Annotated in this window: 20 protein-coding genes; 9 read left to right on the top strand and 11 right to left on the bottom strand. The window is 58.6% G+C overall.

Features of this window, described 5'->3' with window-relative positions; all coding sequences use genetic code 11:
- Positions 1-2 precede the first annotated feature (2 nt).
- On the top strand, positions 3-560 hold the full coding sequence (locus tag G6R15_RS04755) for a hypothetical protein (RefSeq protein WP_164658622.1): 558 nt from the start codon (positions 3-5) through the stop codon (positions 558-560).
- Here the strand turns inward: G6R15_RS04755 and G6R15_RS04750 are convergent, their stop codons facing one another.
- Complete coding sequence (locus tag G6R15_RS04750; RefSeq protein WP_164658621.1) at positions 561-1,715, bottom strand: deoxyguanosinetriphosphate triphosphohydrolase; 1,155 nt, start codon at positions 1,713-1,715, stop codon at positions 561-563.
- 79 nt (positions 1,716-1,794) lie between these two features.
- Here G6R15_RS04750 and G6R15_RS04745 point away from each other — a divergent pair, with 79 nt between their 5' ends.
- Positions 1,795-2,118 (top strand): iron-sulfur cluster assembly accessory protein, encoded by a 324-nt coding sequence (locus G6R15_RS04745; RefSeq protein ID WP_164658620.1) that lies wholly within the window; start codon positions 1,795-1,797, stop codon positions 2,116-2,118.
- 9 nt (positions 2,119-2,127) lie between these two features.
- On the opposite strand, the gene G6R15_RS04740 is transcribed toward G6R15_RS04745, so the two are convergent.
- The 3 genes from G6R15_RS04740 to G6R15_RS04730 all read right to left on the bottom strand — a co-directional run bounded on the left by G6R15_RS04740 (position 2,128) and on the right by G6R15_RS04730 (position 4,647).
- Positions 2,128-3,027 carry a DMT family transporter gene (locus tag G6R15_RS04740; protein ID WP_164658619.1) on the bottom strand — a complete coding sequence of 300 codons (900 nt, stop codon included), beginning with the start codon at positions 3,025-3,027 and terminating at the stop codon, positions 2,128-2,130.
- On the bottom strand, positions 3,024-4,097 hold the full coding sequence (locus G6R15_RS04735) for a hypothetical protein (protein ID WP_164658618.1): 1,074 nt from the start codon (positions 4,095-4,097) through the stop codon (positions 3,024-3,026). The genes G6R15_RS04740 and G6R15_RS04735 overlap by 4 nt, the downstream gene beginning before the upstream one ends.
- A gap of 70 nt (positions 4,098-4,167) precedes the next feature.
- Entirely contained in the window at positions 4,168-4,647 is a 480-nt protein-coding gene (locus G6R15_RS04730) for a DUF6749 family protein (RefSeq protein ID WP_164658617.1), read from the bottom strand.
- 367 nt (positions 4,648-5,014) lie between these two features.
- Between G6R15_RS04730 and xth the strand changes: the two genes are divergently transcribed.
- Complete coding sequence (gene xth, locus G6R15_RS04725) at positions 5,015-5,821, top strand: exodeoxyribonuclease III (RefSeq protein ID WP_164658616.1); 807 nt, start codon at positions 5,015-5,017, stop codon at positions 5,819-5,821.
- Here xth and G6R15_RS04720 read toward each other — a convergent pair.
- Complete coding sequence (locus tag G6R15_RS04720; RefSeq protein WP_164658615.1) at positions 5,788-6,987, bottom strand: FAD-dependent monooxygenase; 1,200 nt, start codon at positions 6,985-6,987, stop codon at positions 5,788-5,790. The genes xth and G6R15_RS04720 overlap by 34 nt on opposite strands.
- A 74-nt stretch (positions 6,988-7,061) precedes the next feature.
- Positions 7,062-7,484 carry an RNA polymerase-binding protein DksA gene (dksA, locus tag G6R15_RS04715; RefSeq protein ID WP_164659261.1) on the bottom strand — a complete coding sequence of 141 codons (423 nt, stop codon included), beginning with the start codon at positions 7,482-7,484 and terminating at the stop codon, positions 7,062-7,064.
- Between the two features lie 451 nt (positions 7,485-7,935).
- On the opposite strand from dksA, the gene G6R15_RS04710 reads away from it, so the two are divergent.
- The 6 genes from G6R15_RS04710 (at position 7,936) to G6R15_RS04685 (ending at position 14,616) form a co-directional block, all read left to right on the top strand.
- Positions 7,936-8,781: a MoxR family ATPase gene (locus G6R15_RS04710; RefSeq protein WP_164658614.1), complete on the top strand. Its 846-nt coding sequence runs from the start codon at positions 7,936-7,938 to the stop codon at positions 8,779-8,781.
- A 342-nt stretch (positions 8,782-9,123) separates the two neighbouring features.
- The gene (locus G6R15_RS04705) at positions 9,124-10,494 is read left to right on the top strand and encodes a DUF2927 domain-containing protein (RefSeq protein ID WP_164658613.1); all 1,371 of its coding nucleotides are present in this window, start codon (positions 9,124-9,126) and stop codon (positions 10,492-10,494) included.
- A gap of 6 nt (positions 10,495-10,500) precedes the next feature.
- Complete coding sequence (locus G6R15_RS04700) at positions 10,501-10,668, top strand: apolipoprotein acyltransferase (protein WP_164658612.1); 168 nt, start codon at positions 10,501-10,503, stop codon at positions 10,666-10,668.
- Between the two features lie 4 nt (positions 10,669-10,672).
- Positions 10,673-11,857: a VWA domain-containing protein gene (locus G6R15_RS04695; protein ID WP_164658611.1), complete on the top strand. Its 1,185-nt coding sequence runs from the start codon at positions 10,673-10,675 to the stop codon at positions 11,855-11,857.
- 97 nt (positions 11,858-11,954) lie between these two features.
- Positions 11,955-13,874 (top strand): DUF3604 domain-containing protein, encoded by a 1,920-nt coding sequence (locus G6R15_RS04690; protein WP_164658610.1) that lies wholly within the window; start codon positions 11,955-11,957, stop codon positions 13,872-13,874.
- Between the two features lie 55 nt (positions 13,875-13,929).
- Positions 13,930-14,616: a M48 family metallopeptidase gene (locus tag G6R15_RS04685; RefSeq protein WP_164658609.1), complete on the top strand. Its 687-nt coding sequence runs from the start codon at positions 13,930-13,932 to the stop codon at positions 14,614-14,616.
- An 85-nt stretch (positions 14,617-14,701) separates the two neighbouring features.
- Here the strand turns inward: G6R15_RS04685 and G6R15_RS04680 are convergent, their stop codons facing one another.
- The 5 genes from G6R15_RS04680 to G6R15_RS04660 all read right to left on the bottom strand — a co-directional run bounded on the left by G6R15_RS04680 (position 14,702) and on the right by G6R15_RS04660 (position 20,512).
- Positions 14,702-15,244, bottom strand: coding sequence for an RSP_2648 family PIN domain-containing protein (locus tag G6R15_RS04680; protein ID WP_164658608.1), 543 nt, complete (start codon positions 15,242-15,244; stop codon positions 14,702-14,704).
- On the bottom strand, positions 15,241-16,464 hold the full coding sequence (locus G6R15_RS04675; protein WP_164658607.1) for an RSP_2647 family RNA methyltransferase: 1,224 nt from the start codon (positions 16,462-16,464) through the stop codon (positions 15,241-15,243). Before G6R15_RS04675 ends, G6R15_RS04680 begins: the two co-directional genes overlap by 4 nt.
- A gap of 38 nt (positions 16,465-16,502) precedes the next feature.
- A complete protein-coding gene (locus tag G6R15_RS04670; RefSeq protein ID WP_164658606.1) occupies positions 16,503-17,282 on the bottom strand; it encodes a DUF6778 family protein in 780 nt (259 codons plus the stop codon).
- Positions 17,283-17,447: 165 nt separating this feature from the next.
- Positions 17,448-17,726, bottom strand: a complete 279-nt coding sequence (locus G6R15_RS04665; protein WP_164658605.1) for a hypothetical protein — start codon at positions 17,724-17,726, stop codon at positions 17,448-17,450.
- A complete protein-coding gene (locus G6R15_RS04660; RefSeq protein ID WP_164658604.1) occupies positions 17,726-20,512 on the bottom strand; it encodes a glutamine-synthetase adenylyltransferase in 2,787 nt (928 codons plus the stop codon). The genes G6R15_RS04665 and G6R15_RS04660 overlap by 1 nt, the downstream gene beginning before the upstream one ends.
- Positions 20,513-20,583: the final 71 nt, after the last annotated feature.

The following is a 20,583-nucleotide window of genomic DNA, read 5'->3' as shown; positions in this document are numbered from 1 at the left end:
TCATGACATTTGCACGAACCGTCGCCCTGTGCGTCTCCTTGCTGCCCACCCTGCCCGTGATGGCCGACATTTCCGCGCCTGTCGGCCCCGTTCTGGTGACACTCGGTGGAGCGGTCAGCCACAGCAACCTGCCCGCTCGCGGTACAGACGACGGCGGGTTGTTCGGGTTTCTCGAGGTCGAATATGATGCGGCCGTAGGTCTAGATACGGCGATGTTAGGCGACTTGCCGCAGCAAACCATCACCATCCCCTACGGGCCCGAAGACAATCAGCGTGACTATGTCTTTTCCGGGCCTGTCTTGGCGGATGTGATGGCCCTGGCTGGGGCCAGCGGCAAATCCGCCCTGCCGATGGCGATGGATGGCTATCAGGCTGAAATCCCCTGGGACATGATCGAGCGCTTGAACCCGATCTTGGCGACCCATGCGGATGGCGCACCAATGGGGATCGGCGGCTTTGGCCCGACAATGGTGGTCTTTCCACCAACCAACAATACCAAGGACGCAGAGGCTATCCCTAGCATGCAAGTCTGGGCCATCGCCTATATCGGGATCAAGTGATCAGACGCGAGCAGGGTCGCTTCCGGTCAGCCGGGCGTGGTCCTGCAGCGCAAAGCGATCGGTCATGCCCGCGATGTAGTCCGAAACAATCCGTGCCAGCGCAGTTTCACTGTTGGCCGCTTCGATTTCCGCATGCCAGCGTGCAGGCATCTGCCTGGGATCATTCAGATATATCGGAAACAACTCTTCGACGACCTTGGACACTTCGGCCCGCTTCACCATCACCGATGGCGCGCGATACATGCGGGTGAACAGGAACACGCGGATCACCTTGAGCTGCGCCCAAAGTTTGGGGGAGAACTGCACCACCGGATAGCCCAGCAGGCGCACATCCTCGACCGTTTCAGCGCCCGACCTTGCCAACAGAGTTCGGGACGTGTCGATCACATCCCCCACCATCACACCAAACACACGGCGCAAAGCCTCGTGCCGCCTGCGGTAGGCATCAGTACTTGGGTACATCCGGTCCACTTCGTCGAAACATTCGCCAACGATGGGCAACTCGGCGATCTCGTCATCAGTGAACAGTTCCGCCCGCAGCCCGTCATGCAGATCGTGGTTGTTATAGGCAACGTCGTCGGACAACGCCGCCACCTGCGCCTCGGCGCTCGCGTGGGTATGCAGTTCCAGATCGAAACCGGTGTTGCATTCGGCCAGGGCCCAAGGCAAGTCGCCCGTCACTGGTCCGTTGTGTTTGGCAATGGCTTCAAGGGTTTCCCAGGTCAGGTTCAAACCGTCGAACTCGGCATAGTGCCGCTCTAGGTTGGTAACGATACGAATAGCCTGTGCGTTGTGATCGAACCCACCATAAGGTAACATCATTTCATGTAGTGCGTCTTCACCTGTATGGCCAAAGGGCGTGTGGCCCAGGTCATGGGCCAAAGCCACAGCTTCGGTCAGTTCGGGGTTCAACCCCAAAGCGCCCGCAATTGTGCGCGCCACCTGCGCCACCTCGATCGAATGGGTCAGCCGCGTGCGGTAATTGTCGCCTTCGTGCTCGACGAACACTTGCGTCTTATGCTTGAGCCGCCGAAAGGCGCTTGCGTGAATGATACGGTCCCGATCCCGCATAAAGCAGGAGCGGAAACTACTCTCCTCCTCAGGAACCAGACGCCCCCGCGCTTGGTTCGGATCCGAGGCAAAACCTGCCCTCATATGCAGTCTCGTCCTTGTCGCCTGTCCTTGAGACTTCTATATTGCACAATGCACGACAAAGAAACCGTTGGAGTCCGGCATGAAACTGCCTCCCAAAGTCACAGACCGCGCCTTTGCCCGCCTTGCCGAAATCGGCGCGTCCAATCAGGGCCAAGCCCTGCGCGTGGCCGTCGAAGGTGGCGGGTGTTCCGGCTTTCAATACGAGATTGCCTTGGACGCGCCAGAAGCGGAGGACCTGATCCTTGAAGGTCAGGGCGAGAAGGTTGTTGTCGATGCCGTATCGTTGCCATTTCTGGAAAATGCAGTGATTGATTTCACCGAAGAGCTGATCGGCGCGCGCTTTGTAATTGAGAATCCAAATGCCACATCGTCGTGCGGGTGCGGCACTTCATTTTCGATGTAAAACAAAATCTTACGGATCTGTCTTGAAGTTATACGTCAGAATATTTCCGGCGTCTTTCGGGGCGAATTGTTCCCATACCAGATAGAGCCCCGAGGCCATGACAATCGCCACCCCCAACAGGGTCGCGGTCGTGGGTAATTCGCCAAAGAACACCGCGCCCAGGATCACCATCCAGACAAATTGCAGGTTCATCAGGGGCGTCACCACATAGACTGCAAGGTTGCGCAGCGACAGGACCAAAACCCAGCGGGCCGAAAACAGCACGACCGCATAGACAAAGATCCACGCCAAGTCAGATAGTGGCATCGGCACCCAGACAAAGGGCAGCGCCGCCCCCATGGCACCAAAAAGTGCCAGGTTCGGATAAAACAGCTGCGCCAGCACGTTCGACTCATGCCGCCCGATGTAACGCGACATCACGATCGAAAGTGTCCCGAAAACAGCGGCCCCCAAGCCAGACAGATGGCCGGTCGTGATCGCTGGCAACCCACCGGGAAAGAGGCTGAGCACCCCAATGAACCCCGCCGTCAGTGCAAACCAGGTCGACGGGCGTACTTGCTCGCTCAGGATCAGACCCGACATCAGCCCCGACAACAGCGGCATCAACCCTATGAACAGAAAAACATCCGCCAAGGGCAAAGCTCCAAAAGCATTGAAAAAACAAATCGCTGCCATCACTGTGGCCCCTGACCGCACCGCCATCGCCCAAGGGCTGCAGGTGCGCAGCCCTTGACGCTGCGAAGGCAAGCGATCCACCAGCAGGCTGAGCGCAACGACGATCAAACCAGATAGGCAGAACAGTTGTGGTGCCGCATAGCCGCCCGCAATCAGCTTGGTAATTGCATCGGCAGAGGAAATCAGAATAGTGTAAAGCGAGACCAGAAACGCGCCAGTAAGTGAAACCTTCATAGAGCCACTCCACGCAGCCCAGTCCGCGAGAAGGCTCTGAAAAATTTGTCAAATTTAGTGGTGCTTTCCTCAGCCTCGGCCAGTATATCATGACCGATCTCGCTGAGTGACGGTTCAACCCGCAAGCGCATCACTTGCCAATCCTCGCAGCGGTGGTCGTCAAGCTGGAACAGGCATTCCGACATGTCCCGGAGCGGCCCCGGCCAGTGGCTGGCGCGGTGAAAGCTTACTCTCGTGTCCCCGGCGGTGTGTTTGAACGCCTCGCGCCCCGACATGGCCATCAGCCAGTTGCAGACAAAAAAGTCGTGATAATCGTCTTGCGGATCAGCATGATCCTCGGTCTGGATGGCGAACCGGGCGACTTCACGTTCGATCCACCCCTCCCAGATAGGCGGCGGAGCAACTCCGGCATAGCGCATGGCGACGCAGACCTCGGCCAACAAATCGGCGTTTTGATCGAGATAGGCCAACAGTCCGGCATACTCCAAGCTGGTGATCGCCTGTTCAGACACCTGCGGGTCGCGGCGGCCGTATTCGCTTAGGTAAAACAGGATGTGGGTCAGTTCGTACGCCGCTTTCTTATTGGGCAACGCAAAAGTTTCGGAACGGTTAACAAATGCATGAAGGCGCTCGGTCAGACCGTCATCTGCGCCGCTGTCCACGCCACGCCGTGCCAGCAAACGCCGGGCTTCGGCGCGTTGCAGGTCCGACAGCTCTGCCTCGGCCACCCCCTCACGGGCGATCCAGTGGCACAGGGCCTCTCCTTTGGACCCATCCATTCCCAGATCCTCAAGATCCAGGCAGATCGACAGAAGAAAGCGATAATATTGCGGGAAAAACCCCAGCCGCTGTTCGATCCGGTCATAAAACCCCTGATGCGGGGCCAGGGCGTCATCGGTGAGTGGCAAGCCGGTGCATTCCAAAATATTCAGCAGTTCCGCGTTCTCTTTCAGCCAGAACACATCGTCACCGAACCTCCGGTGGCGGGCAAAGCCAGCCACCAGATTGGCATTGCGCACATTTGGGTCCAAACGTTGAACAGGCGCGTTCAGGTGGATCACATTTGTCATGGGGTGGTCTCCGTTTCAAATGGCGTTACCTGAACGCCCCCGTTTCAACATTTAGGACATGCGCGTCAGATCAGCTGCCCGATGAGAACATGTGGGTGCCGTCGCCCGCGGTGGTGTCCGCCGTGGCAACCGGTGCAGAACCCGATGAGAACATCTGAGTGCCTTCGCCGGTGGTCGCACCTGCGCTGGCCGAAGGCGCGGAACCTGACGAAAACATCTGCGTGCCTTCACCGGTGATTACGTCAGCGCCGGCTACAGGCGCGGACCCTGACGAGAACATTTGCACCAGGTCACCAGCTGTGGCAGAGGTGGTGACAGGCGTGGAGCCCGAGGAAAACATTTCGACCGCGTCGCCTGTGATGGCCTCGGTGGTCAGGGTGGGCGCAGAACCGGACGAGAACATTTCGGTCGCGTCACCACCAAAGGCATCGGTGGTCATTGTGGGGGCGGATCCGGATGAAAACATCTGAGTGCCCTCGCCATCAAACAGGCTGTTACGGCCAGTGATCAGAGCTTCGGTGGTGGCGGTGATCTTGTGCTGAGCAGACATGGTCAATTCCTTATTTTGCGAAGTTGAATGCCCTTTCACGCTTGCAGCTTAAACGAGAATCTCAAAATAGTTTTTCAATCACAGGGTGTGGGTAACAAAAGTTGTCCACATTAAGAAAATTGGGCAGAAACATGGCAAAGCTGGACTCTTAACTTTCCGAGGGTCGAACAAAAATTCTTATCCACAGCACTGTTTCTCATGGCTTTCTGCCTTTTTCTGCCCATGGTTGAATTCTAATTACATAACACTGCGGTCACATTTCGGCCCCATTCCGGTCGAATCCCCTGCCCCGATTCTCCTGATCCAACGCTTGCTCTGTCCTCGCACATCGGCGATAGATCAAACCGCACTCAGCCGGAGGCCCACCATGAAAATCGCCACCTTCAACATCAATGGCATCAAAGCACGCGCGCAGGCCTTGCCCGCCTGGCTGGACGAAGCGCAACCAGATGTAGTGCTACTGCAAGAGATCAAATCCGTGGACGAGGCGTTCCCTCGCGAGCTGTTCGAAGAGCGCGGCTATAATGTGGAAACTCACGGTCAAAAGGGCTTTAACGGTGTGGCGATCCTGTCGAAACTCCCGCTCGAGGATGTCTCGCGCGGGTTGCCGGGTGATGATAGCGACGAACAGGCCCGCTGGATCGAGGCAACTGTGGTGGGCAAACAGGCGCTGCGGATTTGTGGGCTGTATCTGCCCAACGGCAACCCGGTCGAGCTGCAAGCGGACGGCTCGCCCATGCCCGACGGCAAATACGACTACAAGCTGCGTTGGATGGATCGGCTGTATGCCCGCGCGCAAGAGCTGTTGGCAGACGAGACCCCTGCCCTGATGGCGGGTGATTACAACATCATCCCACAGGCCGAAGACGCCAAACGCCCCGAAGCCTGGTTAGAGGATGCGTTGCATCGCCCCGAAAGCCGTGCTGCCTATCGCCGGATCTTGAACCTGGGCTTTACCGAAGCGTTTCGCGCCCGAACCCAAGGTCCGGGGCATTACTCGTTCTGGGATTATCAGGCGGGCGCCTGGAACCGCAACGACGGCATCCGCATCGACCATTTCCTTCTAACACCAACTGCGGCTGACCTGCTGCAGGATTGCCAGATCGACGCCGAAGTGCGCGGACGCGAGAAACCGTCAGATCACGTGCCGGTCTGGGTTGAACTGGACCTCTGATCCGTCACATCGTGGCGATAGAGCCAGTCAAATTGGCTGACCATCTTTTCGGGTGCAAACCGTCCCATCAGCCGCATGGTCGTGTGGGCGGCAAACCGCACGGGCGGAAAGCTCAGGTGGTATTTCCAGGCATTGCCGTTGGCGGCTTCGATCACGCGCACGGCGCGGTCACGGCGGCGGCTTTGATATCGCGACAGCCCTTCGGCTTGTGATCCGGCTTGGGCAAGACTGTCGACCAGCGTCCAGGCATCTTCGAACGCAAGATTGGCGCCCTGCGCCAGGAATGGCAGCGTCGGATGCGCGGCGTCGCCCAGGATGGCCAAACCATCACCATGCCAGCGTTCGGCCACCGGATGGCGGAACAGCCCCCACAGGTGCACTTGGTCGACCCGATCAAGCAACTGTTTCGCCTGCCCGCCGAAATCTAAAAAAACCTCGCGCAGCGCATCCGGGTCATCCTGATGGTTCCACCCTTCGGCGACCCAAGCCGCGCGCTCTTGCACCGCAACGATGTTGACCAGATCGCCGCCACGCAAGGGATAGCACACCAGATGCCTATGCGGTGCCATGAAAACCTGTGCCTGCGGCCCCAGGCCGAGATCATTGGGCACGGTTGCCCGCCACGCCACCTGACCTGTGAACTGAGGCTCGGCGTCACCATTCAGTGCAGTGCGGGCTTTGGAATGCAGCCCATCAGCGCCCACAATCAGATCCGCCTGCATTTGCGCCCCGTTGGCCAGAGACACGGCAGGAACGCGCCCCGGCACAACGTGATCCATCCGTTGCAACAACCGCACTTGTGCGCCCGCCTTGCGCACCGCCGTTGCCAGAACACCGATCAGATCGGCGCGGTGCACGAACAGATAGGTTTGATCAGCGGCAAAGCGGGCCAGGTCCAATGTCACCACGGGCTTACCCCGGCGATAGTCCCGCAGTTGCACAGCCTCGGCCCGAACCGAGCCCCGCGCCAAGCAGTCAGCTAAACCCAGAGCCTGTAGCACTGCGCCGCCATTGGGGCTGATCTGCAGACCTGCCCCCACTTCGGAAATGGCTTCGGCCTGTTCCAGTACGGTGACATCGGCACCCTTTTGACGAAACGCCAGGGCCGCAACCAGACCGCCAACACCGGCACCCACGACGATGACTTTTTGACCACTCAGTTCCATTTCAGGCCTCTTGAACCGAAAAACGCCGGAGCATCCGGCCCCGGCGTTTTGATCATGCAATCCGCGACTAAACCTCAGTCGTCGCGGTGAACTTTTTCGCGTCGCTCGTGCCGTTCCTGAGCTTCCAGGCTCATGGTGGCAATTGGGCGGGCATCCAGACGTTTGAGCGAAATTGGCTCGCCGGTCACGTCACAGTAACCGTATTCACCCTCGTCGATCCGGCGCAGTGCGCTGTCGATTTTTGCAACCAGCTTGCGCTGGCGATCTCGGGTTCGCAGTTCCAGCGCGCGGTCAGTCTCCTCACTGGCGCGGTCGGCAACATCTGGGATGTTGCGTGTGCCGTCTTGCAAACCTTCGATGGTGTCACGGCTTCCCGCCATAAGTTCAGTTTTCCAGTTGTTCAGCTTGCGGCGGAAATACTCAACCTGACGATCATTCATAAAAGGTTCATCTTCGGCCGGACGGTAGTCCTCCGGCAGAAAAGCTTCCTGCTTCATCTTGGCTCCCTCGGTATGGCCCACAACGTCCGTCATCTTGCTTCTCCGAACATTTGGCTCCCCCTTCTGCCGCAGCATTTATCTGACGCTAATAAGAATGTCACTACACAAACACGATCAGAGAACTGGGAAGGTCCGACCTGTGGCAAAAGCGGGCCAAACCCCAATTTAATTTGGCCATTGTGCCCTGTATTGTTTACCCATTGGTTACCGTTTGTTTCCGCCTCTGGCCGAATTCTGCTGCAAATTGGCCGAGTTGAACTCTCACTTTGCGACTCAGTCACAAGCCGAAACATTAATGGCCTTTCCAAACAGCTGATCTGCTGAAAAATTCAGCAGAAATACTGCAATTGAGACGCAGCGGCGCATCTTGTCAAATTCACCGGAGCAAACTACGCAAAGAGGCAACGCGCACTGAGCGCCACGAGATCCGAGTGAAAGAGGGCCAAACATGACCGCACGCTTCCAGGGAACCGCCGAATATGTGGCGACAGACGATCTGACGATTGCCGTGAACGCCGCCGTGACGCTGGAACGTCCATTGCTGGTCAAGGGCGAACCCGGCACAGGCAAGACAGAACTGGCCAAACAGGTGGCCGGTGCCCTGGGTTTGCGCATGATCGAATGGAACATCAAATCAACCACACGCGCCCAGCAGGGCCTGTACGAATATGATGCGGTCAGCCGCCTGCGCGACAGCCAACTGGGCGAGGAAAAGGTCCACGACGTCAGCAACTACATCAAGAAAGGCAAGCTCTGGCAGGCCTTTGACGCAGACGAAAAAGTCGTGCTGCTGATTGATGAGATCGACAAGGCGGACATCGAGTTCCCCAACGACCTGCTGCAGGAACTCGACAAGATGGAGTTCCACGTCTACGAGACCGGCGAAACCATCAAGGCGAAACAGCGCCCGATCGTGATCATCACCTCGAACAATGAAAAAGAACTGCCCGACGCCTTCCTGCGTCGCTGTTTCTTTCATTACATCCGCTTCCCGGATGAGACCACCATGCGCAAGATCGTCGAAGTGCATCACCCCGGCATCAAAGAAGCATTGTTGACTACAGCGCTGACGCAGTTCTATGAGATCCGCGAAACCTCGGGGCTCAAGAAAAAACCCTCGACATCCGAAGTTTTGGATTGGCTTAAGCTTCTGTTGGCCGAGGATTTGACGTCTGAGGACCTGAAACGCGATGGGTCCAGCGCCCTGCCCAAACTGCACGGTGCGCTTTTGAAGAACGAGCAGGACGTCCATCTGTTCGAGCGTCTGGCCTTTATGGCGCGCGGCCAACGCTGACGCGAACGCACCCCTGTGCAAAAGCCCGCAACACAGTTTGCGGGCTTTTTTGTGTCAGCCTGTCCCGCGCCATTATCCAAAGTTGCAATCCGAAGTCACCTTGCCTTAACAGCGTCAGAATGCGACCATACTGCTGACGCGAAGGCGCTACAGGTTGAGCGAATTCGCACTTCACGCCAATTGGACTGGAACAAGAGTGACCAGATTGCACAACAGCCGCGCTTTGGGCGCTTGTGACAAAAATTGGCTGGCCTTTGGGCCGCGCGAGCTATTTTACGTATTAGAACAAATTCATTTTGACGGGACAACAGCATCTTCCGTCTGATGCTTGGGGGTAACTAGATGATCCGCAAAACCGCGATGGCCATGGCCTTGTTTGTTGCTGGCTGTAACACTGTCCCCCTCGAAGACACGCCCACTCGCGCCCAGATCGCCGACAGTTCGCTGCCGCCGATGAAGGCCTTTGTGACACCCCATCCGACGGCCCCGATCCGGTCCAATAGCAACATCGCCCAAGATTTCCTGTCGCTGCATTTCCAATTGGAAAGCGGGCGCGATCTGCCTATGTTCACCCGGTTTGAAACGCCCATCACCGTGCGTGTCACCGGTCAGCCGTCGTCGACACTAAACGGCGACCTGGGACGCCTGCTTGGTCGCCTGCGTCGCGAGGCCGGGATCAGCATCACTCAGGTCCGCTCGGACCAGCCCGCAAACATCACGATCGAGGCGATCAGCCGCTCGGAGATCCGACGGGCCCTGCCACAAGCAGCCTGCTTCGTGGTCCCCAACGTGTCCAGCCTGGCTGAATTCCGCCGCGACCGACGCAAATCACGCACCAATTGGTTGGAAATTGAATCGCGCCAGCGTTTGGGAATTTTCTTGCCTTACAACGCCAGCCCGCAAGAAATCCGCGATTGCCTGCACGAGGAACTGGCGCAGGCAATCGGACCGCTCAACGATCTTTACCGCCTACCCGACTCCGTGTTCAACGACGACAACATCCATACCGTCCTGACCGGGTTCGACATGCTGATCCTGCGCGCCACCTATGCGCCCGAGCTGCGCACCGGCATGAGCCGCGAGCAAGTCGCCCGCGCCCTGCCCGGCATTTTGGCCCGGATGAACCCACGCGGAAACTCGATCGCAGCAAATCCGATCACCCCCACCCCACGGGATTGGATCGACGCCGTACAAAAGACATTTGGCCCCGGTTCATCAACCAGTCAGCGCAAATCAGCCGCTTCGCGGTCGGTCGCCATCGCGCAGCGCGAAGGCTGGCAGGATCACCGCCATGCCTTTAGCCTGTTCAATCTGGGCCGCGTGACGCAACCCACAGACCCGGTCAAGGCCCAGCAGTATTTTGGTGCTGCCCAGCAGTTCCTGGCCCGCACCCCGGGAACCGAACTGCACAAGGCCAATATCGCCACGTATACTTCGGCCTACGAAATCTCACGCGGCAATGCCCAGGGCGCGTTGCGTCAGATAAACCCAGCTATCAATATCGCGGCCAAGGCTGAAAACGCCTCACTCTTGTCGATGCTGATGCTGCTCAAGGCCGAAGCGCTTGAGATCCAGGGCCGCGGCAGCGAAGCACGTTCGGTCAGGCTGGACAGTCTGGGTTGGGCACGATACGGATTTGGCTCGGACCACGCGGTTCGCGCCCGGATGCGTGAAATCTCGGCGCTGAACCCCAACAAGCGAGCGGGCGGTTAAACGCAGATGATCATTATCGGATTTGCCCTTGTGGGGGCGGTTCTGGGCGGAATGACCGCCAAAAAACGTAACGGCACACGGGCCGATATTGCCCAGTATGCCGCCGGTTACGGAATTGCCTTTGCGCTGGTGGGGGTGGTAGCAACACTTATCCTTCACCGAATGGCACTCTGATCTCATGTTCCTGCCCTTTTTCGAAAACCTTCGCAAAGCTAGCATTCCCGTTTCCTTGCGCGAATACCTGACGTTTCTGGAGGGGATGAAACGAGGGCTGGCCACCTATGATGTCGAAGCGTTTTATTACCTCGCCCGTGTGTCGATGGTGAAAGACGAGCGCAACATCGACAAGTTTGATCAAGCGTTTGCCAACAGCTTCAAAGGTTTGGAAGAGATCAGCTTTCAGCAGGTGATGGAAGCCGTCGATATTCCCAGCGAATGGCTGGAGAAGATGGCCGAAAAGCACCTGAGCCCAGAAGAAATGGCCGAAATCGAGGCCATGGGCGGCTTTGAAAAGCTGATGGAGACGCTGCAAGAGCGGCTCAAGGAACAAGAAGGCCGCCATCAGGGCGGGAACAAATGGATCGGCACGGCCGGCACCTCTCCCTTTGGTGCCTATGGCTATAACCCCGAAGGGGTGCGCATCGGCCAGAAGGAAAGCCGCCACAAGCGCGCGGTCAAGGTCTGGGACAAGCGCGAGTTCAAGAACCTCGATGACACGGTCGAACTCGGCACCCGCAACATCAAGGTTGCACTGAAACGCCTGCGCCGTTGGGCGCGCGAAGGGGCACATGATGAGCTGGATCTGGACGGCACCATCCGCGCCACTGCCGAGCACGGTTATCTGGACGTCAAAACCCGCCCCGAACGTCACAACGCGGTCAAGGTGCTGTTGTTTCTGGACGTGGGCGGCTCGATGGATCCCCACATCAAAGTGGTAGAAGAACTGTTTTCAGCAGCCCGTACCGAGTTCAAACATCTGGAATACTTCTACTTCCACAACTGCCTCTACGAAGGTGTCTGGCGCGATAACCGCCGTCGTTGGGACCAACAGATGCCCACGCATGAGGTGCTGCGCACTTATGGCCCGGATTACAAATGCATCTTTGTAGGTGACGCCAGCATGTCGCCTTATGAAATCGCCTATCCCGGCGGTGCCAACGAGCATTGGAACCCCGAAGCAGGTCAGGTCTGGCTGGAACGTGCGCGCGATCAGTGGAACTCAAACCTCTGGATCAACCCGGTTCCAGAAAAATATTGGGATTACACCCATTCCATTGGCATGATCCGCGAAATCTTTGCTGACAACATGGTGCCAATGACCCTGTCCGGTCTGGAACAAGGTATGCGCGAGTTGACGCGCTAACCCGTTTCGGGTTCGATTTTCTTTCACATGCCGCCCCTTGCATGCAAAGCTGTGGCCATCGTTGCTATGACTTTGTTTCAGACTCATGGGGGTTTTCATGAGACGTTTATTGCTTCTTTCCGCTGCTGCAATGACCCTTTCGGGGCCGTCCGCCGCGCAGTTCGTCCCCTCGCAGGAATCGCTGCAGGGGCTTTACCCCGGCAAGGCCTATTCGCCTTACGCCAAGCGATCGTTTCCCAGCCGCGTGTTCTGGGGCGATACGCACCTGCACACGGGGTATTCGATGGATGCAGGCCTGTTTGGCAACACCACCGGCCCGGACACCGCCTATAAGTTCGCGCGCGGAGAAGAAGTCACCGCAGCTTCTGGCCAACCGGTCAAGCTGGCCCGCCCGCTGGATTGGCTGGTGGTGACGGAACATTCCGATGGCATGGGCATGATCTTTGATCTGCAGGATGGCGCACCAAATGTTCTGGCCACCGAACAGGGCCGACGCTGGAGCGAGGCCATCAATGAAGGCGGAGAGGCCTCAGTCAACGCCACGCTTGATCTGATCACCACCTTTTCTCAGGGTGAAATGGACCCCAAGTTGATCGGCGACTACTCGCCCGGTTCGCCCATCTACGCCTCGGTCTGGGAGGATCTGGTCCAGACGGCCGAGACCTACAACGAGCCGGGCCGGTTCACGACCTTTCACGGGTTCGAATGGACCTCGCTGGACAAAGGCAACAACCTGCACCGAAACGTCATCCTGCGCGATGGCGCCAGCAAGGCGTTGCAGGTCGAACCAATGGTCACCCAAGGACCCGGTGGCACGACAGATCCCATGGGGCTTTATGCCTGGCTTGAAGACTATGTGGCCGAAACCGGGGGTCAGGCCTTTGCTCTTGCGCATAACGGGAACCTGTCGAACGGCATCATGTTCCCCACAGAGGAACGCTTTACTGGCGACATGGTGGACGAGGCTTATGTCATGGCTCGCGCCAAGTGGGAGCCGCTGTATGAGATCACCCAAATCAAGGGTGATGGCGAGACCCACCCGGTCCTGAGCCCCGATGACGAATTTGCCGATTACGAGACATGGGATGCGGGCAATCTGGACCTTAGCGAAGCTAAGACCGAGACTATGCTTCGGCAGGAGTATGCGCGTGAGGCATTGAAACAGGGGTTTGCGCTGGAGAAGAAATTCGGCATCAACCCCTATCGGTTCGGCTTTTCTGGCGCCACGGACAGCCACACTTCGTTGGCCACTGCCGACAGCGACAACTATTTCGGCAAAGCCACCAACGCGGAGCCATCCCCCACCCGGATGGCCCACCCCTTTACCAAAACCGATCAGGGCGAATTCCCCGGCTGGTCTCTGGTGGCATCGGGCTACACCGGGGTCTGGGCCCAGGAAAACACCCGCGCGTCCATCTGGGACGCCATGGTCCGGCGCGAGGTTTACGCCACCACCGGCCCCCGCATGGCGGTGCGTTTCTTTGGCGGTTGGGAGTTCTCAGAGGCTGACCTGCGCACCCGGAACCCGGCCTTTGTGGGCTATGACAAAGGCGTGCCCATGGGGGGTGATTTGCGCGCGGCAACCTCGGATGCGCCGACCTTCATGGTTTATGCCCTGCGCGACCCCATCGGGGCCAATCTGGACCGGGTGCAGATCATCAAGGGATGGATGGATACCGATGGTGCCTTGCACGAGCGGGTCTACGATGTCGCCTGGTCGGACGACCGGAAACTGGACGGAAACGGAAACCTTCCGCCCGTCGGGAACACCGTGGATGAAGAGGCTGCAAGCTGGACCAACACAATCGGAGCTTCAGAACTGGCCACCGTCTGGACCGACACCGATTTCGACGCAGGTCAGCAGGCGTTTTATTACGCGCGCGTGCTGGAAATCCCCACGCCGCGATGGGTGCTCTATGATCAGGTTCGCCTGGGGGCCGACGTTCCCACCGATGCCGTACGCGTCGGGCAAGAACGCGCCTATACTTCGCCCATCTGGTACGCGCCCAAGGGGTGATCACAATGCGGGCAGGTCCCTTGCCCTGCCCGCCTTTGCGCCCCATCTTTGAACCATGATCAGATTCACCCCAATCCTGCTGGCGATCCTCTATGCGTTGGCAATGTATCGGTTCTCTGTTTGGCGCACCAACCGCGAGCTGGACGCGCGCTCGACCGAATTGGCAGATCCAGGGCTAAAGGGACTAACCGATCGGCTGGCGGCGGCCCTCGATCTGCGGCGCATCCCGGTTTACATCTATGAAATCGACCCGGTGAATGGACTGGCTGCGCCAGACGGGCGAATTTTCATCACTCGTGGGTTTTATCGCAAATACCAGAATGGCGAGATTACGGGGCCTGAAATGGCTTCGGTCATCGCACATGAAATGGGTCACGTGGCGCTTGGGCATTCGCGCCGCCGGATGATCGACTTTTCTGGCCAGAACGCGATGCGCACCGCTTTGGCGATGATTTTGAGCCGGTTCATACCGTTTATTGGGGCGTGGATCGCAGGCAGCCTAACGTCCCTGCTGGCCGCGCGCCTGTCACGAACAGATGAATACGAGGCCGACGAATACGCAGCTGCCCTTCTGACCAAAGCAGGTATCGGCATCGGTCCGCAAAAGTCGTTGTTCCACAAGCTCGAAGAGCTAACGGGACAACGCGCCGGTGTCACGCCTGCGTGGTTGATGAGCCATCCCAAAACCACAGAGCGCATCGCGGCGCTGGAAGTTCTGGAAACCCGTTGGGATCTGGCCTAACCGCGCGCCGCTTGATCGCTGAGCAACGCTCGTAGCAGAGTCTTATTTCAAGACAACTTGACCGCTTTTCCGCCTCTACTGCCACTTAGTTGGTAAGCGCTTTCGCCAATCGCGGTAGACGGGCTTTTTTCAACAGCGGGCGCATCTCCCACGTACCTCCCGACAGGCGATTGGCTTCATCCAGTACTTTTGCCGCGACAGAGGCGATCTGAGCAGGCTGGTCCTGCCAAAACTGCACAAGCATCGTATCGGGATCGATCCGATCCAAATCCTCTTCTGCCAACAGGTGTCTTGGAAAGTCGCGACGATTGACCGTGACGATTGTATCCGCCGATCCGGCAATAGCTGCCGCCAGCACATGCACATCTGCCGCGTCGGGTAGCCAGAGACGCTGCTCGATGCCTGGTGCCGGCGCCACCTCTGCCCCCGGCCAGTTCGCCCGGATCAACGCGATCTCGGACCGGGCCTGAGCTTCGCCCGTCGGTCCCAGCTTGATACTGGCGCGGGCCCACTCCTCGAGTATGCGGGCAGACCAAAGCGGGGTATAAAACTCTGCCCGTGCCGCGCCCAACAGCATCTCGCGCATCACCGTTGGAAAGATGACGCAGGTGTCCAGAACGGCCCTCATAGGCGGAAGAACACGGCCTTTAGGTATCCGCTTTCCGCCAGTTGTGGCAGTTGCGGGTGGTCGGGGCCTGCGTATCCGGTGTGCAGCAGTTGCGCATTGCGCCCGGCCCGACCAATGCCACGCGCAGAGGCAGAGCGGAACTTGCCCAAGTCAGCCGCATGAGAGCACGAGCACAGACCCAGATAACCACCCTCACGCACCAGTGGCGCCGCCAGACGGGCCACACGTTCATAGGCGCGCAATCCCGCCTCCAACGTCTGTTTGGACGGCGCAAAGGCGGGCGGATCGCAGATCACTACGTCAAAGGTCTGCCCCTCGTCGGCCAGTGCTGCCAGCACATCGAATGCATCGCCCTTGCGGGTGGCAAACCGGTCGCCCAATCCGCTCGCCTCGGCGCCCTGTTCTGCTAGGCTCAGGGCGGCAGCAGACCCATCGACGGACACCGCTTCGCCTGCACCGTTGGCGAGCATCGCCAGACCAAAGCCGCCGACGTGTGAAAAGACATCTAGAACCCGTGCGCAGGAAGGAACCAATCGCGCCGCAAAGGCGTGGTTCTCGCGTTGGTCAAAAAACAAACCGGTTTTTTGCCCGCCAGTCAGGTCGGCCATATAGGTGGCCCCGTTCATGGGCACATGAACCGGTGCATCAGGCGCGGTGCCCAACAACACGGTATTGACGTCATCCAATCCTTCAAGGCTACGGGTACGCCCTGAGGCGTTTTTAAGAATGGTACTGACCCCCGTGACCGAAGCTATGGCAGTCGTCAACAGATCCAGGTTCGCTTCGGCCCAGGCCGCATTAGGCTGCAGAACGCAAGCGTCCCCAAATCGGTCGATCACTACCCCCGGAAGCCCGTCGGCTTCGGCATGTACAAGGCGATAAAACGGCGCGTCGTAGATCTGTTCACGCAGTTGCAGCGCTTTGCGCAAACGCGCCTCGAACCAGGCAGCGTTCAATTCGGCACTCGGATCACGATCCAGCATCCGCGCGAAAATCTTTGAGTTCGGATTAACCGACACCAGCCCCAAAGGCACCCGCCCTTCGTCCTCTAGCACCGCCAGTGTGCCGGGAGCGAGTTTCTTGGTGCGGCGGTCGGTGACCATCTCGTTGGCATAAACCCAAGGGAAACCATGCCGCACGGCGCGGGCGTTGGTCTTGGGTTTCATACGGACGGTTGGGCGATCTGCGGGGCTTTGGGATGCAAAAGAGGGCGCTGTCATGGCGCCCTCTTACTAACAATAGACTGGCTGTGAAAGGCTCAGATGTTGTTAAGTACCTGGAAGAAGCCAAGCGAGGCGTTCTTGTACCCTTCGGGGTTGGTCAGTTCCTGGCGGATTACCTCGGCCAAGTGATTGGTGATGCGAACCTTTTGGGTCAGACCGCGGGCCTCGGCTTGTAGGGCCTGCTGGCCGCCAAACCCATCTAGATCAGCGCGCACTTCACGGACCGGAACAAGAAGCTCGCCGGTGTTCGAATTCTTCAAGGCCAGATCAAATGTGATCGAATGCACGCCGCCAGTGGTGTAGCGGGCCTTTTCGGTCAATGCATGAAAGCGTTTCACCTGGATCACGACGTCGGCAGACACGGGACCGTTCAAAGGGGTCACGCCACGAACAATCGCGTCCTGCACGATTTTTTGCACCTGAGCATGGCGGTCGCCGATGGGATCTTCGCGCCACACGATATCACCGCGCGGCAGATACCGGTTTGCCTCGGACACCTTTAGCGCACGGGGCACCAGCACGGTCACCGAGTTCACCGAAACCGGAGCTTGGCCCGGCACGATGGTCAGCGCGTTTTCAAGGCCTGCCGAAGGGTCGGTGGTCGCGGCGCGCGATGCCTGAATGGACACCTGCCCTACAGCGGCTGTGGGGATGGGCTGGCGTTCTGCTTGGGTAAGTTCATAACCTGCGGGGGCCGACACGGCACCATCAGGCAGTTGCTCGTAAGGGGCGTTGCGCGTCGGCACGTCGACAGCAGCACATGCCGAGACAGTCAGCCCCAAACCCATCAGCATAATCATTCGCATGGATTTCATTGTCTCTTCTCCTAGAACGAGCCCCCAAATGGGACTCTTTGCACCTTTGATGCATCAAGGTTTGCTGCCCAATTGAGGCAACTTTGAGACAATTTCTGACCGATTTAGAGATTATGAGACAATTTCAGGCTGACTTGGTGATTGTTTCGAACGCCAGAAATTCGCTCAAACCTGGCTCCTAGGTCTTGAGCGCCAGCCCCCTCGACGCTTTGGAGATTTCATTTCAGCCAACCCCTGACGCAGAACGACAGTCATCGGATGGTCATCAGGCTGGTCCGCATAACGGTCCAATAGCGCAGTGATCGCATCACGCGAATCCTGACCGTCCGGCAGGCTCAGCGCCCAGTCCAAAAAGATGCTGCGGCATTGCGATGCCACGATACCCTCGATCCGATAGGATTCGCGGATCAGCCCCTTGGGGTCCAACATGTCCCGTTCACCCATCATCTCTGCCCCTTCTCCAATGCTGCAGTGATCACCACATCCGCCTGTGCATAACCGTCGGTCAACACCCCCTCGAGGTCCCCAAGCTGTTCGAACCCGGCACTGCGGCACAGAAATGCGCCGCCACCCTCGCCGATCTTTTCGACTTCGATGCCCTGCCCCGACAGCAATCGTCCCGCCGTTTGCACTGACCAGCATAGGTCATAGGCTTGTTTCAAGGTTTGAGCGTGCGCGACATTCAGCACCTCAACAGCGACCGCCGCATCAAGACCTGAGTGCACATCGCGCGCAGGATTGCCCGCCAACAGGCTTCCGGTCTGCGCCATCAGTTCAATATCCAGCATCCGGCCCGGACCGGTCTTGGCGTCCCAAATGCCTGTAGGATGCTTGGCAGCAGCAAGACGCGCCCGCATCTCGGTCACCTCGGTCAATACCTTTGAACGGTCTCGCGGTTGCTTCAGCAATTCTTGCCGGAACCCCTCGATATCCTCACCAAGAGTTTGATCGCCCGCTACGGCGCGCGCTCGGGTTAACGCCAGATGTTCCCAAACCCACGCCTCGTTCTGCTGATAGTTGGCAAAGCTGCTCCAACTCGTGGCAACCGGCCCTTGGCTGCCCGATGGACGCAGTCGCATGTCCACCTCATAAAGCCGCCCTTGCGCCATGGGCGCAGTCAACGCCGTGATCAACGCCTGCGTAAAACGCGCAAAGTATGGTCGTGTTGACAAAGGGCGCTTGCCATCTGACATTTCGACCTCTTGCGGGTCATAGATCACAATCAAGTCCAGATCAGAGGTGGAATTAAGCCGTTCAGCCCCCAACGATCCCATACCCAAAACCGTCATGCCGCGCCCCGGTGCAGCCCCATGTTTGGCCTCGAACTGCGCCGTGACGATCGGAAGAACCGAGGCGATCACCGCACTGGCCAGGTCGGAATACTGGTGTCCAGCCGTGGCCCCGTCGATCAATCCGCGCAGGTGATGCACTCCAATGCGGAAATGCCATTCCTTGGTCCAGCGTCGCGCCATGTCGAGTTGGCGTTCATAGTCGCCCTCGGCCCCCAAAGCCTCGGAGAGTTCAGCCTGGAGGGCCTGTTGTCCTGGCCACTCGTCAAAGAACGAACCGCCAATGACGGCGTCAAACACGGACGCATTGCGCGACAGATGACTCGCCAGAGCATGCGAAGTGCCGACAATATCCACCAACAGGTCAATGAGCTGTGTATTGGCTTCGAACAAAGAAAACAGCTGCACTCCGGCAGGCAGCCCCGACAAAAACCCGTCCAAAGCCATCAGCGCCTCGTCAGGTTTGGCGGTACGCGACAAGCGCGACAGCAACTCGGGCTTGATACGTTCGAAAATCTGCGCGCCCCGCTGTGACCGGAGCGCCGGATAGGTGGGCCACCGGGCAATGACGTCGGTGTCAAACGTCACCGGCACGGATTCAGGTGCGGGAATTGGCGCCGCATCAGGCGCAAAGAACCCTTCGGTCAAGTCATGCACCTCGGTCAGGCGTTCTTTGAGCTCGGCTTGCAAGTCGGCCAAATTCAGATCCATCAGACAGGCCACACGTTCCATCCCATCCTGGGATTTGGGCACCCTGTGGGTTTGGGCGTCATGAATCATTTGGATGCGATGCTCGACATCGCGATGTGCTCGGTAGTGATCGGCGAGCTTTTCGGCCACGTCCTGTGGAATCCAACCCTTGTCCGCCAGTGACGCAAGCCCCGGCACGGTGCCCCTCACCCGAAGATCACGGTCCCGACCGCCTGCAATCAACTGGCGCGTCTGTGTGAAAAACTCGATCTCACGAATACCGCCACGACCCAGCTTCATGTCGTGGCCGGGCACCGTGATCGGCCCACCAGTGCCCTTGTTCTCACGGATGCGCAGACGCATGTCGTGGGCGTCCTGGATGGCGGCAAAGTCCAGATGCCGCCGCCAGACAAAGGGCGTCAACGTTTGCAGAAACTGCTCGCCCGCTGCGATATCGCCGGCGCAGGCACGGGCCTTGATGTAAGCAGCTCGCTCCCAAGTGCGTCCAAGGCTTTCGTAATACCTCTCAGCCGCCTCGGTCGCGAGGCAAACAGGCGTCACCGCCGGATCAGGACGCAGGCGCAAGTCAGTCCGAAACACATAGCCATCCGCCGTTCGGTCACTGAGAGTAGCGCAGAAGTTTCGCGTGGCGCGCACCATCCCCTGGCGGGCCTCATAGAAATCGTCCGGGTCATAGCGGGTTTCATCAAAGAGCACGATCAGGTCGATGTCGGAACTGTAATTCAGCTCATGCGCGCCCATCTTCCCCATAGCCAGAATGACCATACCACCGGCCGTTTCGACATCATCCTCGACCTGACCCGGCAGCTTCTTTCGGCGGATCAAGTTGGCAATTTCGCCCTTGGCCGCCACATCCGCAGCAAGCGCGCCAAAATCGGTGAGCACGCCCGTCACCTGCTCCAATTGCCAACCGCCTGACAGATCTGCCAAGGCTGTCAGCCCCGCAATCCGTCTCTTGGCTTGCCGCAGCCCCGGCTTGAGCTGATCAAAGGGCAGCGCTCGGCAATCAGCAAATACACGTGCCACTGCGCCCTCGGGATCATCCAACGCCTCGGCCAACCATTCAGACTCATGCTCCAACACGCCCTTCAGATAGGGACTGCTACCTGCCGTGCCAGCAATTAACGCGGCTCGCTCGGGCGACAGCGCGGGATAACGGTCTAACGTTTCACTGCCAAGGTCAGTGTCAAAAGGTCGGGGCGTCCGGGATATGTGCAGCGGTGTGGTCATGCCCGCAGGGTGACCACCCCCTGCCGCCCGCGTCAATGCGTCAAAGCAACGGCAAACACTTTGCCTCGTGT

Origin of the sequence: Tropicibacter sp. Alg240-R139 (assembly GCF_900537075.1) — a bacterium.
Classification (GTDB): domain Bacteria; phylum Pseudomonadota; class Alphaproteobacteria; order Rhodobacterales; family Rhodobacteraceae; genus Falsiruegeria.
This window is presented reverse-complemented; position numbering and strand designations above follow the sequence as displayed.